General features: G+C 72.2%; 15 protein-coding genes. 6 read left to right on the top strand and 9 right to left on the bottom strand.

The annotated features are described in order from the left end of the window. Window positions 1-52 precede the first annotated feature (52 nt). Window positions 53-1,069 (bottom strand): RNA polymerase sigma factor SigB, encoded by a 1,017-nt coding sequence (gene sigB, locus ACPXBU_RS28365; protein WP_393374939.1) that lies wholly within the window; start codon window positions 1,067-1,069, stop codon window positions 53-55. 229 nt (window positions 1,070-1,298) lie between these two features. On the opposite strand from sigB, the gene ACPXBU_RS28360 reads away from it, so the two are divergent. Further along, window positions 1,299-2,087: a sporulation protein gene (locus ACPXBU_RS28360; protein WP_393374941.1), complete on the top strand. Its 789-nt coding sequence runs from the start codon at window positions 1,299-1,301 to the stop codon at window positions 2,085-2,087. A gap of 130 nt (window positions 2,088-2,217) precedes the next feature. Here the strand turns inward: ACPXBU_RS28360 and dtd are convergent, their stop codons facing one another. The 4 genes from dtd to ACPXBU_RS28340 are packed head-to-tail and all read right to left on the bottom strand — an operon-like array spanning window position 2,218 to window position 5,375. Then, the gene (dtd, locus tag ACPXBU_RS28355) at window positions 2,218-2,640 is read right to left on the bottom strand and encodes a D-aminoacyl-tRNA deacylase (RefSeq protein WP_425760415.1); all 423 of its coding nucleotides are present in this window, start codon (window positions 2,638-2,640) and stop codon (window positions 2,218-2,220) included. Continuing rightward, window positions 2,640-2,864, bottom strand: a complete 225-nt coding sequence (locus ACPXBU_RS28350) for a hypothetical protein (protein ID WP_425760414.1) — start codon at window positions 2,862-2,864, stop codon at window positions 2,640-2,642. Before ACPXBU_RS28350 ends, dtd begins: the two co-directional genes overlap by 1 nt. After that, window positions 2,861-4,345: a DUF7059 domain-containing protein gene (locus tag ACPXBU_RS28345; protein ID WP_425760412.1), complete on the bottom strand. Its 1,485-nt coding sequence runs from the start codon at window positions 4,343-4,345 to the stop codon at window positions 2,861-2,863. Before ACPXBU_RS28345 ends, ACPXBU_RS28350 begins: the two co-directional genes overlap by 4 nt. Before the next feature lie 37 nt (window positions 4,346-4,382). Beyond that, the gene (locus ACPXBU_RS28340; RefSeq protein WP_425760411.1) at window positions 4,383-5,375 is read right to left on the bottom strand and encodes a CPBP family intramembrane glutamic endopeptidase; all 993 of its coding nucleotides are present in this window, start codon (window positions 5,373-5,375) and stop codon (window positions 4,383-4,385) included. Between the two features lie 80 nt (window positions 5,376-5,455). Here ACPXBU_RS28340 and ACPXBU_RS28335 point away from each other — a divergent pair, with 80 nt between their 5' ends. Further along, window positions 5,456-6,040 carry an HhH-GPD-type base excision DNA repair protein gene (locus ACPXBU_RS28335; RefSeq protein WP_425760568.1) on the top strand — a complete coding sequence of 195 codons (585 nt, stop codon included), beginning with the start codon at window positions 5,456-5,458 and terminating at the stop codon, window positions 6,038-6,040. Window positions 6,041-6,043: 3 nt separating this feature from the next. Here the strand turns inward: ACPXBU_RS28335 and ACPXBU_RS28330 are convergent, their stop codons facing one another. After that, window positions 6,044-6,355, bottom strand: a complete 312-nt coding sequence (locus tag ACPXBU_RS28330) for a hypothetical protein (protein WP_088951534.1) — start codon at window positions 6,353-6,355, stop codon at window positions 6,044-6,046. 13 nt (window positions 6,356-6,368) lie between these two features. After that, a complete protein-coding gene (locus ACPXBU_RS28325; RefSeq protein WP_124771959.1) occupies window positions 6,369-6,656 on the bottom strand; it encodes a hypothetical protein in 288 nt (95 codons plus the stop codon). Between the two features lie 104 nt (window positions 6,657-6,760). On the opposite strand from ACPXBU_RS28325, the gene ACPXBU_RS28320 reads away from it, so the two are divergent. Next, window positions 6,761-7,120 (top strand): DUF3099 domain-containing protein, encoded by a 360-nt coding sequence (locus ACPXBU_RS28320; protein WP_425760410.1) that lies wholly within the window; start codon window positions 6,761-6,763, stop codon window positions 7,118-7,120. Window positions 7,121-7,174: 54 nt separating this feature from the next. On the opposite strand, the gene ACPXBU_RS28315 is transcribed toward ACPXBU_RS28320, so the two are convergent. Together ACPXBU_RS28315 and ACPXBU_RS28310 are read right to left on the bottom strand one after the other, a co-directional pair. After that, entirely contained in the window at window positions 7,175-8,074 is a 900-nt protein-coding gene (locus tag ACPXBU_RS28315) for a carbohydrate kinase family protein (RefSeq protein WP_425760409.1), read from the bottom strand. Continuing rightward, complete coding sequence (locus tag ACPXBU_RS28310; protein WP_425760408.1) at window positions 8,071-9,006, bottom strand: pseudouridine-5'-phosphate glycosidase; 936 nt, start codon at window positions 9,004-9,006, stop codon at window positions 8,071-8,073. Before ACPXBU_RS28310 ends, ACPXBU_RS28315 begins: the two co-directional genes overlap by 4 nt. 88 nt (window positions 9,007-9,094) lie before the next feature. On the opposite strand from ACPXBU_RS28310, the gene ACPXBU_RS28305 reads away from it, so the two are divergent. From ACPXBU_RS28305 to ACPXBU_RS28295, 3 genes are all read left to right on the top strand, one after another. Next, complete coding sequence (locus tag ACPXBU_RS28305) at window positions 9,095-9,313, top strand: DUF3039 domain-containing protein (protein WP_007456912.1); 219 nt, start codon at window positions 9,095-9,097, stop codon at window positions 9,311-9,313. Between the two features lie 40 nt (window positions 9,314-9,353). Further along, window positions 9,354-10,016 carry a trimeric intracellular cation channel family protein gene (locus ACPXBU_RS28300; RefSeq protein ID WP_393374961.1) on the top strand — a complete coding sequence of 221 codons (663 nt, stop codon included), beginning with the start codon at window positions 9,354-9,356 and terminating at the stop codon, window positions 10,014-10,016. A gap of 190 nt (window positions 10,017-10,206) precedes the next feature. Further along, the gene (locus ACPXBU_RS28295) at window positions 10,207-11,940 is read left to right on the top strand and encodes a DEAD/DEAH box helicase (RefSeq protein ID WP_425760406.1); all 1,734 of its coding nucleotides are present in this window, start codon (window positions 10,207-10,209) and stop codon (window positions 11,938-11,940) included. Window positions 11,941-12,641: the final 701 nt, after the last annotated feature.

Raw genomic sequence — 12,641 nt, 5'->3', positions numbered from 1 at the left:
GGCACGGAAGGCCCTGGCGAACCGCCAGGGCCTTCCGTGGGAACCGGGTGCGTCAGCAGGCGTACGCCTCCAGGCGCTGCGCCCGCTCCGGGGCGCGCAACTTCAGCAGCGTCACCTTCTCGATCTGCCGGATCCGCTCCCGGGACAGGCCGAACTCCCGGCCGACCTCGTCGAGCGTGCGCTGCCGGCCGTCGTCCAGCCCGAACCGCAACCGGATGACCGCCTGCTCCCGCTGGGACAGGGTGGCCAGCACGATGCTGACCTCGTTACGCAGCTCGCCCTGGGCGGCGGCGTCGCTCGGCTCGGTACGCGGGTCCACCGAGGCCACGAAGTCGCCGAGCGCGCTCTCCCCGTCGTCGCCGACGGCCTGGTCCAGGCTGACCGGCTCCCGGTCGTAGGAGATCAGCTCGATGACCTGGATCTCGGGGACTTCCAGGGCGTGGGCGACCTCGGCGACCGTGGGCTCGCGGCCCAGCGTCACCGCCAGCTCACGGCGGGCCCGGACCATCCGGTTGACCTGCTCGACCATGTGCACCGGAATGCGGATGGTGCGGGCCTGGTCGGCCATCGCGCGGGTGATCGCCTGCCGGATCCACCAGGTGGCGTACGTGGAGAACTTGTAACCCTTGGCGTAGTCGAACTTCTCCACCGCCCGGATCAGGCCGAGGTTGCCCTCCTGGATCAGGTCGAGAAACGCCATGCCGCGTCCGGTGTAGCGCTTGGCGATGCTGACCACCAGCCGCAGGTTCGCCTCCAACAGATGGTCCTTGGCCGCCCGGCCCTCCGCGACGACGAGTTCCAGGTCGGCCCGCAACTCCTCGGAGACGGGGGTGCAGGTGGCCAGCTTCTCGTCCGCGAACAGTCCGGCCTCGATCCGCCGGGCCAGATCGACCTCCTGTGCGGCGGTCAGCAACTTCGTCCGGCCGATCCCGTTGAGATACGCCCGGACCAGGTCGGTCGAGATGCCACGCTCGTCGGTGGCGTCCAGGTCGGCGAGGACCTCGGAGGTCCCGTCGGTGTCGGTCGTGGTGGCCGGGCGCGTCCGGTGTTCCGTCATCTGCAGGACCATCTCTGTCTCTCCCCGTTTCCACGTCTGTGCCGTGTCTCCGGCCCAGTGGTGCCGGTGTGAGACACAGCTTGGCGGGCAGGGCGTAAAACGGGAGTGAGGCGATCGGGCACCCGACAGGAATTGGTCGGATCGTTGTGCGGAGTGTCGCCCCGGTCTGTGCTTGCCCGCCCCGGCTACGTTGCGGACGGTCGGCCACCGCGGTCGGCCCCGGACACAGTTGGAGGACGGCGTGGTCTTCAAGCGGCTCATGAAGGCGATGGGGGTCGGCGGCCCGTCGGTCGAGACGGTGCTGGCCAACCCGAACTGCCGCCCGGGCGGGCAGTTGGAGGGCCGCATCCAGGTGGTCGGCGGTGACCACCAGGTCGACATCGACCACGTCGCCCTCGGCCTGGTCACCCGCGTCGAGGTCGAGAGCGGCGACAACGACTACGACACCACGCAGGAGTTCCACCGTCAGCAGGTCACCGGCGCGTTCCGGCTGGAGCCGGGGCAGCGCCACGACATCCCGTTCCGCTTCCACGTGCCGTGGGAGACACCCGTCACCGAGCTGTACGGGCAGCACCTGCACGGCATGACGATGGGGCTGCGTACCGAGCTGGAGGTCGCCCGCGCGGTGGACAAGGGCGACCTGGACGCGGTGTCGGTGCACCCGCTGCCGGCCCAGGAACGACTGCTGGACGCGTTACTGCGACTGGGTTTCCGGTTCGCGCGTGCCGATGTGGAGCGTGGCCACATCTACGGCGTACGGCAGACGTTGCCGTTCTACCAGGAGATCGAGTTCGGTCCGGCGCCGCAGTACGCCCGCTCGATCAACCAGTTGGAGGTCACCTTCATCGCCGACGCCCAGCAGATGCAGGTGGTGCTGGAGGTCGACAAGCGCGGCGGTGTCTTCACCGAGGGGCGGGACGCCTTCGGTCGGTTCACCGTCGCCCACGCCACCGCCGACCGCACCGACTGGACCGCCGAACTCGACAACTGGCTCCGCCAGTCCCTCTCCCGCCGAGGCCTCTTCTCCTAACCCCCACCCCCAACCCCCCTTTCGGCGCGTTGATCATGAGGTTATCGCCACGACACGCCGAGGTGGCGAGCAATAACCTCATGATCAACCAGGAGGGGTGGGGGTGGGAGGGAGGGTGGGTGGGAGGGGGTTAGAGGTCTAGGAGGAGGGTGCGGGGGCCTATGTTCGTGCTTTCGACGAGCATGTGGGCGCGGAAGCGTCCGGTTTCCACAGTCGCGCCCCGTTGGCGCAGCGCGTCGACGACGGCGGTCACCAGGGGTTCGGCCACCTCGGCGGGGGCGGCCGCCGTCCAGCTTGGACGGCGCCCCTTGCGCGCGTCGCCGTAGAGGGTGAACTGGCTGACCACCAGGATCGCCGCGCCGGTGTCGGCGGCGGACCGCTCGTCGTCCAGGATGCGCAGCTCGTGCACCTTGCGGGCCATCGTCTGAGCGGTCTCCGCGGTGTCGGTGTGGGTCACCCCGAGCAGCACCAGCAGTCCGTTCTCGATCGCACCGACCACCTCGCCGTCGACTGTCACGCTGGCCCGCCCGACGGTCTGCACCACCGCACGCATCAGCGGCCCGCCGTCACGCCGGTCGCCACGAAGCGGCAAGCCGTCGCGAAGCCGGAGGCCGTCGCGAAGCCGGAGGCCGTCGCGAAGCCGGAGGCCGTCGCGAAGCCGGAGGCCGTCGTGAAGCCGGAGGCCGTCGTGAAGCCGCAAGCCGTCGCGAAGCGGGAAGCCGTCGCGAAGCCGCAAGCCGGCGCAATGCCCGTCCACGCGGTGGCGGCCCGAGTCACGTGGTCACCGGCTCGATGAAGCCGCGCTCCAGCAGGTGCGCCACGATCGGGCCGGCGGCCTCGGCCATCTCGTCGGGTTCGACGTCGTGCGCGGCGGCGAGCAGGGCGAGCTGGTCACGCAGCGGCAGGCGTCCGTCGGCGCCACCGACAAGCGCCAGCACCAGCGGGTCGATCTCCTCGGTCCAGCGCAGGCCGTGCGGCATCGCCAGGACCTGCCGGTCCACCGCCCAGCCCTCGTCGCCCATGGTGGCCTCCTGCCGCAGCTGGAGGCCCTCGGCGGCCCGGTAGCGCTCGGCGAGCAACGCCTCGGTTTCGCGTACCCGGAGAAAGTCCTGGCGGTCGAACCAGGCGGCGACCTGGTCGCCCAGCGGTGGCTGCACCCGCTGGCGCAGGTCCTCCACCCGGACCACCGGGTCGGCGTGCCCGCCCCGGCGCAGGGACACGATGCCGAAGCCGATCGCCTCCACCTTGTGCGCGTCGAACCAGTCCAGCCAGGCGGCCATCCGCTGCGGGTCGGCGGTCTCGCCGACGTCGGTGAGCCACAGGTCGACGTACGCCATCGGGTCGGCCACCTCGCGCTGGATCACCCAGGCGTCCAGGCCGGTCCCGGCGAACCAGCCGGCCACCCGCTCGTCCCACTCCTCGCCGGCGACGTGCACCCAGTTCGCCAGGTACTGCATGGTGCCGCCCTCGGTGAGCAGGCCCGGGGCGGCGGCGGCCAACTCGGCGCCGATCGCGTCACCGACCCGGCCGGAGTCGCGGTAGACGTGCGTGGTGGTGCCCGGACCGACCACGAACGGCGGGTTGCTCACCACCAGGTCGAAGCGACGACCGGCCACCGGGGCGACCAGGTCACCGCGGAGCAGTTCCCAGTCCTGCCCGTTGAGGGCGGCGGTGGTCGCGGCGAAGCGCAGCGCCCGCTCGGAGAGGTCGGTGGCGGTCACCGACCTGGCGTGGGTGCCCAGGTGCAGAGCCTGGACGCCGGAGCCGGTCCCCAGGTCCAGCGCGGTGTCGACCGGCCGGCGCATGGTCGCGCCGATCAGGGTGTGGGTGGCCCCGCCGACGCCGAGGACGTGCTCGGCGCGCAACGGGCGACCCGGCCGGGCACTCGCGGGCACGTCGGCGAGCACCCACCAGTCCTCGCCGTACGGCTCCAGGTCGACGCCGGCCCGCAGGCCGTCGCCGTACCGCTCGACCAGCCCGCCGGCCAGCGCCTCCGCCAGGCCCAGCGGTGCCAGCGCGGCGGCCACCGCGGCCTCCGGTTCGGTCTGGTCGCAGATGAACACCCGGATCAGGGTGCCGAGCGGGTCGCCGTCCTCGGTGGCGCGCAGCGCGGCCCGGTAGTCGTTACGGCCGACAGCGGCGGTCGCCTGGGCGCCCAACCGCTCGGCGATGCCGTGGCCGGTGAAGCCGGTCCGGGTCAGCGCGGCCCGCAGCGCGTCGACACCGGCGGGGGAGAGCAGCATGTCGTGTTCGTCCACCCCGACATCCTGCCTGCCGTCGCGGAGGCAGCCGTCATCACCCGCGAGATTCGACCCCGACGCTCGGCAGCCCCAGCTCCGCACCGGTCGGGGCCGGGGGCTCGCCGGGCACCGCCAGAGCCGGTGGCACGACAGTCGCCAGCCCCCGCCGCGCGGCCAACCTGTCGATGACCAGGGCGTACGCCGACAGTGCCAGCACGTCGACGACGACGAGCTGCCAGGGGGCGTCGGCCATCGTCTCGTCGGCGGTCAGCCCGCCGAACGCCGCCGCCAGGGTGAAGGCGATCAGGTTGTTCACCACGTGCAGCGCGATCGCGGCCTCGAGCCCGCCGGTGCGGATCGTCAGCCAGCCCAGGAGCACTCCCATGAAGGCCAGGTCCAGGAAGCCCCAGGCCGTGCCCCAGCCGTGCCCGGCGGCGAAGAGCACCGCCTGGAGGGCGATCCCGGGCCAGGGTGTGCGCAGGTACGCGCCGACGGCCTGCACCAGCCAGCCCCGGAACGCGTACTCCTCCGCGGCGGCCTGGATCGGCACCAGCAGGAGGACCATCAGCAGCCCGGCGGCGAATTCCGGCCAACCCACCCACGTCGCTGCCGGCTCGACTACCGAACCCTCGTCGGTCAGCCCGAGCAGGAGGTCCGCGCCGGCCAGCATCACGATGATCAGCGGTGTGGCGATCAGCAGGCAGCGGCCGAGCCAACCCCACCGCAGCCGACCGAGCACCGAGGAGACCGTGCCGGCGGGCCGGCGCTGCACGAGCCAGGCGGTGCCGAGCACCAGTGGGAGCAGCAGCGCCAGCGAGACGATCAGCAGCGCGGTGTCCGGAATCGGGCCGAAGGTGGGGAACCCGTCGGCGTCGTTCGGGCGGTTGGTGAGCTCGCCCACGATTGCGGCGACGACGAAGAGGAAACCCATGACCACCGCCGCCGAGGCGAGCAGCGCGAGGGTGCCGACCAGGGGCCGCCACCAGCGGTGCCGGTCGGTGCGGCCGAGTCGGTGGTACGGGGATCCCGGCGGGGCGGTCCGCAGCATGGCGTCGAGCGTGGCAGACGCGCGCCACCTGTGGTGCGATCGGAGCGTCGGTGTCCGCCCGCACCGGTACGCCGGGCAGGATGGTCCGCATGACGCTCGTGCTGCCCATCGACCCGGAGGCCAACCGGCTGCTGGAGCGCAGCCCCCTGGCCCTGCTGGTCGGGATGGTCCTTGATCAACAATTCTCGATGGAGAAGGCGTTCTCCTCGCCGTACGTGCTCACGCAGCGGCTCGGCCACGACCTGGACGCGGCGGAGCTGGCCGCGTACGACCCGGAGGCCCTGGTCGCGCTCTTCGCCCAGCCGCCCGCGCTGCACCGCTTCCCGAAGGCGATGGCGGCCCGGGTGCGGGAGGTCTGCCAGGTGCTCGTCGAGCGCTACGACGGTGACGCGGCACTGCTGTGGTCGGATGTCGCCGACGGTCCGGAGCTGCTGCGCCGGGTCTCCGCGCTACCCGGCTTCGGCAGGCAGAAGGCGCAGATCTTCGTGGCCCTGCTCGGCAAGCGCTTCGGGGTGACCCCACAGGACTGGCGCACGGCGGCCGGAGACTACGGCGACCCGGGCGCGTACCGGTCGGTGGCCGACGTCACCGACGTCGACTCGCTGCGTCGGGTGCGGGAGTTCAAGCAGCAGATGAAGGCGGCGGCCAAGGCTGCGCGGGACTGACGCTCAGGCGGCGGTCGGGTGTGCCAGCGAGGCCAGCGCGCGCCGGACGTCGGCGAGCGAGACGGTCGCGGAGTCGTCCAGGTCGGCCAGGCCGGCCTCGATCCACTGGCGCATCAGCGTGGTGACCCCGATGCCCCGGGCGTCGGCGGCGGCCCGCACCCGCTCGTAGGTTTCCAGCGGCAGCCGGACTGACCGGCTCACCATCGGCACGTCGGTGTCGGGGGCGGGGAGATCGACCCCCGGGCCCTCGTCGATCAGCTCGGCGATCCGGTCGTCGCCGCTGTGGAACTGCTTGGTCGCGTCGTTTCGGTGCATCGTCACGGCCTCCTCATCGGCGATCTCTCCGCACGGCCTCGTCGTAGCGCTTGGACTCGACGTCGCTCAACTCGCGGGCGGAGAGGATGTCCCAGTCGTTGTCGGTGCCATCGGCCTCGGCGAGCAGCACCGCCAGCCGGCGGCCCCGACGGGCGGCGGCATAGACCACCATGACGTCGTCGCCCAGGTGGCGGATGACCCGTCGGGCACTGTGCAGCGCCTCCCAGACTTCCCCGGGCGTGACGTCGTAGACCCTCAGGTTGGCCAACGCCTCGTCGGTGAAGCTGAACCTGCTGCCCACGTCGCGGAGCGTACCACGGGCGTAACACGTACTGGGATGAGTCGAAGTTCGCTGATCACGGTCCCGCGGTGACAGGATGAGGCGTAATCCCCTCGAGGAGGTCCATGGTGAAGCGTCAGGCCTACCAGCCGATTCTGATCACCGACGCCTCGCGCAGCCAGGGTGACCAGCTCACCAGCCGTCAGCGCCGCTACGTCCTGATGATGGGCATCCGGGTGGCCTGCATCATCGCCGGCGCGATCCTGGTCGGTGCGAACGCCCCGCTGCTCTGGCTCTGGCTGCCGTTGTGCGCCCTCGGCATGGTGCTCATCCCTTGGCTGGCCGTGCTGCTGGCCAACGACCGGCCGCCGAAGGAAGAGCACCGGCTGGCCAACCGGTTCCACCGCCGGCACACGGACGACACCCCGCCGATGAGCCTCAGCGCCGAGGAGCGACCGCACAAGGTCATCGACGTCGAACCCTGACCCGCGAACGGGCCAGGGTTCGAGCACTCGGGAGGCGCGGCCGTGCGCCGACCTCTACGGCTGTGGCCGTGCGCCGACCGCGGAGACGGCCAGCGCGCCCAGGTCGGTGGCGCGGTTCAGCGCCACGGTCGGGGCGGCGTCGGCGAGCCAGGCGGTGAGCAGACCGGCCGCGAAGGCGTCGCCCGCCCCCGTGACGTCCCGCACCGCCACCCGCCGGGCCGGAGCCACCCAGACCGCCGCGCTGCGGTCGACCCAGACCGCGCCGGCCGCGCCGCGCTTCACCACCACCCGCCGGGCCGTCGCCGACAGCGCCCGCCCCTGCGCCGCCGGGTCCAGCCCGCCGGCCAGCACCGTGGCCTCGTCCGCGTTGACCAGGATCAGGTCGACGTCGCGTACCCAACTCAGGAACGCCGCCGCGCCCACCCGCCGCAGCGGGGCCGCGGAGGCCGCGTCGACGCTCGTGGTCAACCCACGCTCGCGGGCGGCGGCCAACGCCCGCAGCCCGGCGTCGCGCGACCCGGCGTCCAGGAGGGTGTACGCGGACAGGTGCAGATGCCCGGCGTCGGGCACCGCCGCGAGGGACCGCTCGACGTGCGCGACGCTCAGCCGGACGTTCGCGCCCCGCTGGCTGACCATGGTGCGCTCGTCGTCGGTCGCCAACACGATCACCGTGCCGGTCGGCACGTCCTCGACCCGCTCGACCGCGCAGTCGACACCCGCCCGCTCCAACTCGGCCACCCGGTCCCGTCCGGCGTCGTCGTCACCGACGGCGCCGACGAGCGTGACGTCCACCCGCTGCGCGGCCAACCAGGCGGCGGTGTTGGCCGCCTGACCGCCTCCGCCGATGCTGATCTCGGCTCCGGTGTCCGAGCCGGCCGCGAGCGGCCCGGACAGCACGGCGACCACATCGGTGATCACGTCCCCGACGACGACCACCCGGGCCGGTCGGGTCATACCGCGGCGGCGGTGTCGCGGACCGCCGCGGCGACCGCGATCCGCGCGGCCAGGTCGGCGTTGCGCAGGATGATCCGGACGTTGACGGCGAGGCTCGCGCCCTCGGTGGCCGAGTGGAAGTGCGCCAGCAGGTACGGGGTGACGGCCTTGCCGGTGATCCCGTCCCGCTCCAGCAGGGCCAGACCGTCGGCGAGCGTCCGATCGTGCAGGTCCGGGTCGAGCTGCTCGTCGACCGGCAGCGGGTTGGCCACGAGCAGCCCGCCGGTGTGCAGCGCGTGCGCGTCGCGGGCGGCGAGCACGTCGGCGACCTGCTCCGGCGAGTCCACCGACCAGTCGAGATCGAAGCCGGCGTCGGTGCGGTAGAAGCCGGGGAACCGGCGGGTGCGGTAACCGAGCACGGCGACCCCGAGGGTCTCCAACCGCTCCAGCGTCGCGCCCACGTCGAGGATCGACTTGACGCCGGCGCAGACCACCACGATCGGGGTCTGGGCCAGGGTGACCAGGTCAGCCGACTCGTCGAAGGTGTGCGTGGCCTCCCGGTGCACCCCGCCCAACCCGCCGGTGGCGAACACCCCGATCCCGGCCGCGGCGGCCACGGCGCTTGTCGCGGCGACAGTGGTGGCGCCGTCCACGCCGGTGGCCGCCGCCACCGCGAGGTCGCGGACGGAGAGCTTCGTCACTCCATCGACAGTGGCCAACCGGGTCAGCTGGGCGTCGTCCAGGCCGACCACCAGCTTGCCGCCGATCATGCCGATCGTCGCGGGAACGGCACCGGCATCCCGGACCGCCCGCTCGATTTCCCTGGCCACCCGCAGGTTCTCCGGCCGGGGCAGCCCGTGCGAGACGATGGTGCTCTCCAGTGCGACGACGGGCCGGCCGTCGCGCAGGGCTTCGGCGACCTCGGTGCCGTAGCTGAGGTGAAAGTCAGTCACACGGGCACCGTACGGGGTCGGGCTCCGGTCGGCCTCAGGTGGACCCGGCCGTGATGACCTGCCAAACTTGACGGTTGGAGGTGCAGACGTGAGCACAGAGGTTCTCGAGCGTCCCGAACTGAAGGACGCCGACACCGGTCCCGAGATGTTCCACTACGTCCGCAAGGAGAAGATCGCCGAGAGTGCCGTCATGGGCACCTTCGTCGTCGCGCTCTGCGGCGAGACGTTCCCGGTCACCAAGGCGGCCAAGCCGGGTTCGCCGGTCTGCCCCAAGTGCAAGGAGATCTACGACTCGTACCGCGAGTGATCCTGGGCCGGCGTCCCGGCCGGCGACGTAGCCTGCGGCGGTGACCACCTCCACCCCCCTGCTCCTCGCCGACCTGACCGGCGTCGCGGTGTTCGCCGCATCCGGGGCGTCGGCGGCGGTGGCCAAACGGCTGGACCTGTTCGGCGTCGCGTTCGTCGGGTTCGTGGCCGCCCTCGGCGGTGGGATCTTCCGGGACCTGGTCATCGACGAGGTGCCGCCGCTGGCCTTCGCCGACTGGCGGTACGCGGGCACCGCCGCGATCACCGCGCTCGCCGTCTTCTGGCTGCACCCCCAACTGGCCCGACTGCGCACCACGGTGCTGGTGCTGGACGCGGCGGGCCTCGCGCTGTTCACCGTCACCGGCACGCTCAAGGCGCTCGACGCCCGGGTGCCGGCCGTCGGCGCCTGCCTCATCGGCATGCTCACCGCGATCGGCGGCGGGCTCGCCCGCGATTTGCTCACCGCCGAGATCCCGGTCGTGCTGCGCCGCGAGATCTACGCCCTTGCCGCGCTGGCCGGCTCGGTCACGGTGGCGCTGCTGTACGTCACCGGGCAGACCGGACCGGCGCCGCTCACCGCCGCCGCCGTCCTGGTCTTCGGCCTGCGCCTGATCGCACTACGTCGACGCTGGTCCGCCCCGGTGGCGACCCTGCGCCCGCCGCGCACCGGTGGAGCCGATCCGCGTACCGACCGGGAGTGGTGAGACGGTCCGGCAGTTGTTTGGTTCGAGTGCGGGATTGTGACCAGCGTGGCGTCGCCTGGGCCGTGGGGCCTGCGCTGGTTATGCTGAGTCGGCCTTCGCGGCAGCTACTGCGCGGAGGCGTTTTCATGGGCGGCGGGACTCGTGGCCCTCGCCCGGGGTCCGCGATCGTGCGGTCGGAGAGGAGCTTCGCGTGGCAGCCCGGACGCCGGTGCTCGAGACGTTCCCGGCACTACGCTCCTGGCAGCGTAAAGCCCTGGTGGAATACCTGCGTCGGCGTACCGACGACTTCACCGCGGTCGCCACTCCAGGTGCCGGCAAGACCACCTTCGCCCTGCGGATCGCGGCCGAGTTGCTCGCCGACGGCACCATCGAGGCGGTCACCGTGGTCGCACCGACCGAGCACCTGAAGAACCAGTGGTCCGACGCCGCGGCCCGGGTGGGCATCCAACTCGACGCCGCCTTCCGCAACGCCGACCTGCACTCCGCGGCCGACTTCCACGGCGCGGTGGTCACCTACGCCCAGGTCGGCATGGCCCCGCAGGTGCACCGCCGGCGCACCATGACCCGGCGCACCCTGGTCATCCTCGACGAGATCCACCACGCCGGTGACTCCCGGTCCTGGGGCGACGGCGTGAAGAACGCCTTCGAACCCGCCGTACGCCGGCTGATGCTCACCGGCACACCGTTCCGCTCCGACGACAACCCGATCCCCTTCGTCAGCTACGAGCGGGGCGGAGACGGGCTGCTGCGCTCCCGCGCCGACTCCGTGTACGGCTACTCCGACGCGCTGCGCGACGGCGTGGTCCGGCCGGTGCTCTTCCTGGCGTACTCGGGAGAGACCCGGTGGCGGACCAACGCGGGGGAGGAGTTGGCCGCCCGCCTCGGCGAGCCGATGACGCAGGATCTGGTGGCGCAGGCCTGGCGTACCGCCCTGGACCCGGCCGGCGACTGGATGCCACAGGTGCTACGGGCCGCCGACGCCCGACTCACCGTGCTGCGTAACGCGGGGATGGCCGACGCCGGCGGTCTGATCATCGCCACCGACCAACAGACCGCCCGCTCGTACGCCAAGTTGATCGAGCAGGTGACCGGCGAGAAGGCCGCCGTGGTGCTCTCCGACGACCAGGGCGCGTCCGCCCGGATCGCGACGTTCGCGGCGTCCGACCAGCGCTGGCTGGTGGCGGTGCGGATGGTGTCCGAAGGGGTGGACATCCCCCGGCTCGCGGTCGGGGTCTACGCCACGAGCGCCAGCACGCCGCTCTACTTCGCCCAGGCGATCGGCCGGTTCGTCCGCGCCCGCCGCCCCGGGGAGACCGCGTCGGTGTTCCTGCCCAGCGTGCCGCACCTCCTCGGGCTGGCCAGCGAGATGGAGACCGAGCGGGACCACGTCCTCGGCAAACCCAAGGATTCCGACGGCCTCGACGACGACCTGCTGGAACGGGCCCAGCGCGACGACCAGGCCAGCGGCGAGCTGGAAAAGCGGTTCGCCGCGCTCTCGGCCACCGCCGAACTGGACCAGGTGATCTTCGACGGGGCGTCGTTCGGCACCGCGGCCCAGGCCGGCACCCCCGAGGAAGAGGAATACCTCGGGCTGCCCGGCCTCCTCACCGCCGACCAGGTTTCGCTGCTGTTGACCAAGCGGCAGGCCGCCCAGCTCGCCGCCCAACGCCGCCGTACCGCCGACGGGGCCGCTCAGCCGGCCGCTGCGCCCACGGCAGCGCCACCGGCACCTATGAGTGCTGCCCAGCGTCGCGTGGCGCTCCGACGCCAACTGAACGCTCTGGTGGCCGCACGACACCACCGCACTGGCCAGCCGCACGGCAAGATCCACGCCGAGCTACGCCGACTCTGCGGTGGCCCGCCGAGTGCCCAGGCGACCATCGAGCAACTTGAGGAACGCATCGCCACCGTGCAGACCCTCTAAAACCTCCCCGCGGTAGCGGGTCCGCGTCCGTGACGGGGCGGCCGCGTGTGGTGCGCCGTGTCTCCGGCGGGGTGCGCCGTGACGTGCGCAGGTTCTCTAGACCCTCCCCGCGGTAGTGGGTCCGCGTACGTGACGGGGCGGCCGCGCGTGGTGCGCCGTGTCTCCGGCGGGGTGCGCCGTGGCGTGTGTTCGGGGTGCGGTGGGGTGTGCGCTCGCGCGTGCGGTGTGGCCTGTGTCCGTGCTGGCGCTTGATCCACTCGGCTTTGTTGGAAACGCGGTGTTCGAGCGAGGTGGAAAGCGCGACTTCCGTGAAACCGAGTGGATCAACGAGGGCGGTGACGAGCACTGCCTGCCCGAAAGGTGTGCGGATACACCCTTTGTGAGGCACCGCTATTGCAAGATCGCGCTATATCCAGGATGTAGTGGTGTCGGCGTGTCGGTGAGGCCACTACATCCTGGTTCGAGCGCGGGGCGCGGGGCGCGGGGCGCGGGGCGCGGGGCGCGGGGCGCGGGGCGCGGGGCGCGGGGCGCGGGGCGCGGGGCGCAAGATCCGCGCAACATCAGGGCAATTGCTGTCTCGCGGGGGTGTCGAGGCAGCAACTTCAGCGATGTTGTGCGGATCTTGGTGCGGTGCGGTGCGGTGCGGTGCGGTGCGGTGCGGTGCGGTGCGGTGCGGTGCGGTGCGGTGCGGTGCGGTGCGG

Source organism: Micromonospora sp. DT231, from assembly GCF_049847025.1.
Lineage (GTDB): Bacteria > Actinomycetota > Actinomycetes > Mycobacteriales > Micromonosporaceae > Micromonospora.
This window is presented reverse-complemented; position numbering and strand designations above follow the sequence as displayed.

Coding starts and splice junctions, on each gene's coding strand:
- sigB (WP_393374939.1), bottom strand. CDS start 1,069: ATGGTCCTGCAGATGACGGAACACCGGACGCGCCCGGCCACCACGACC.
- dtd (WP_425760415.1), bottom strand. CDS start 2,640: ATGCGTGCGGTGGTGCAGACCGTCGGGCGGGCCAGCGTGACAGTCGAC.
- ACPXBU_RS28340 (WP_425760411.1), bottom strand. CDS start 5,375: ATGCTGCGGACCGCCCCGCCGGGATCCCCGTACCACCGACTCGGCCGC.
- ACPXBU_RS28335 (WP_425760568.1), top strand. CDS start 5,456: ATGGTCCGCATGACGCTCGTGCTGCCCATCGACCCGGAGGCCAACCGG.
- ACPXBU_RS28330 (WP_088951534.1), bottom strand. CDS start 6,355: ATGCACCGAAACGACGCGACCAAGCAGTTCCACAGCGGCGACGACCGG.
- ACPXBU_RS28320 (WP_425760410.1), top strand. CDS start 6,761: ATGGTGAAGCGTCAGGCCTACCAGCCGATTCTGATCACCGACGCCTCG.
- ACPXBU_RS28315 (WP_425760409.1), bottom strand. CDS start 8,074: ATGACCCGACCGGCCCGGGTGGTCGTCGTCGGGGACGTGATCACCGAT.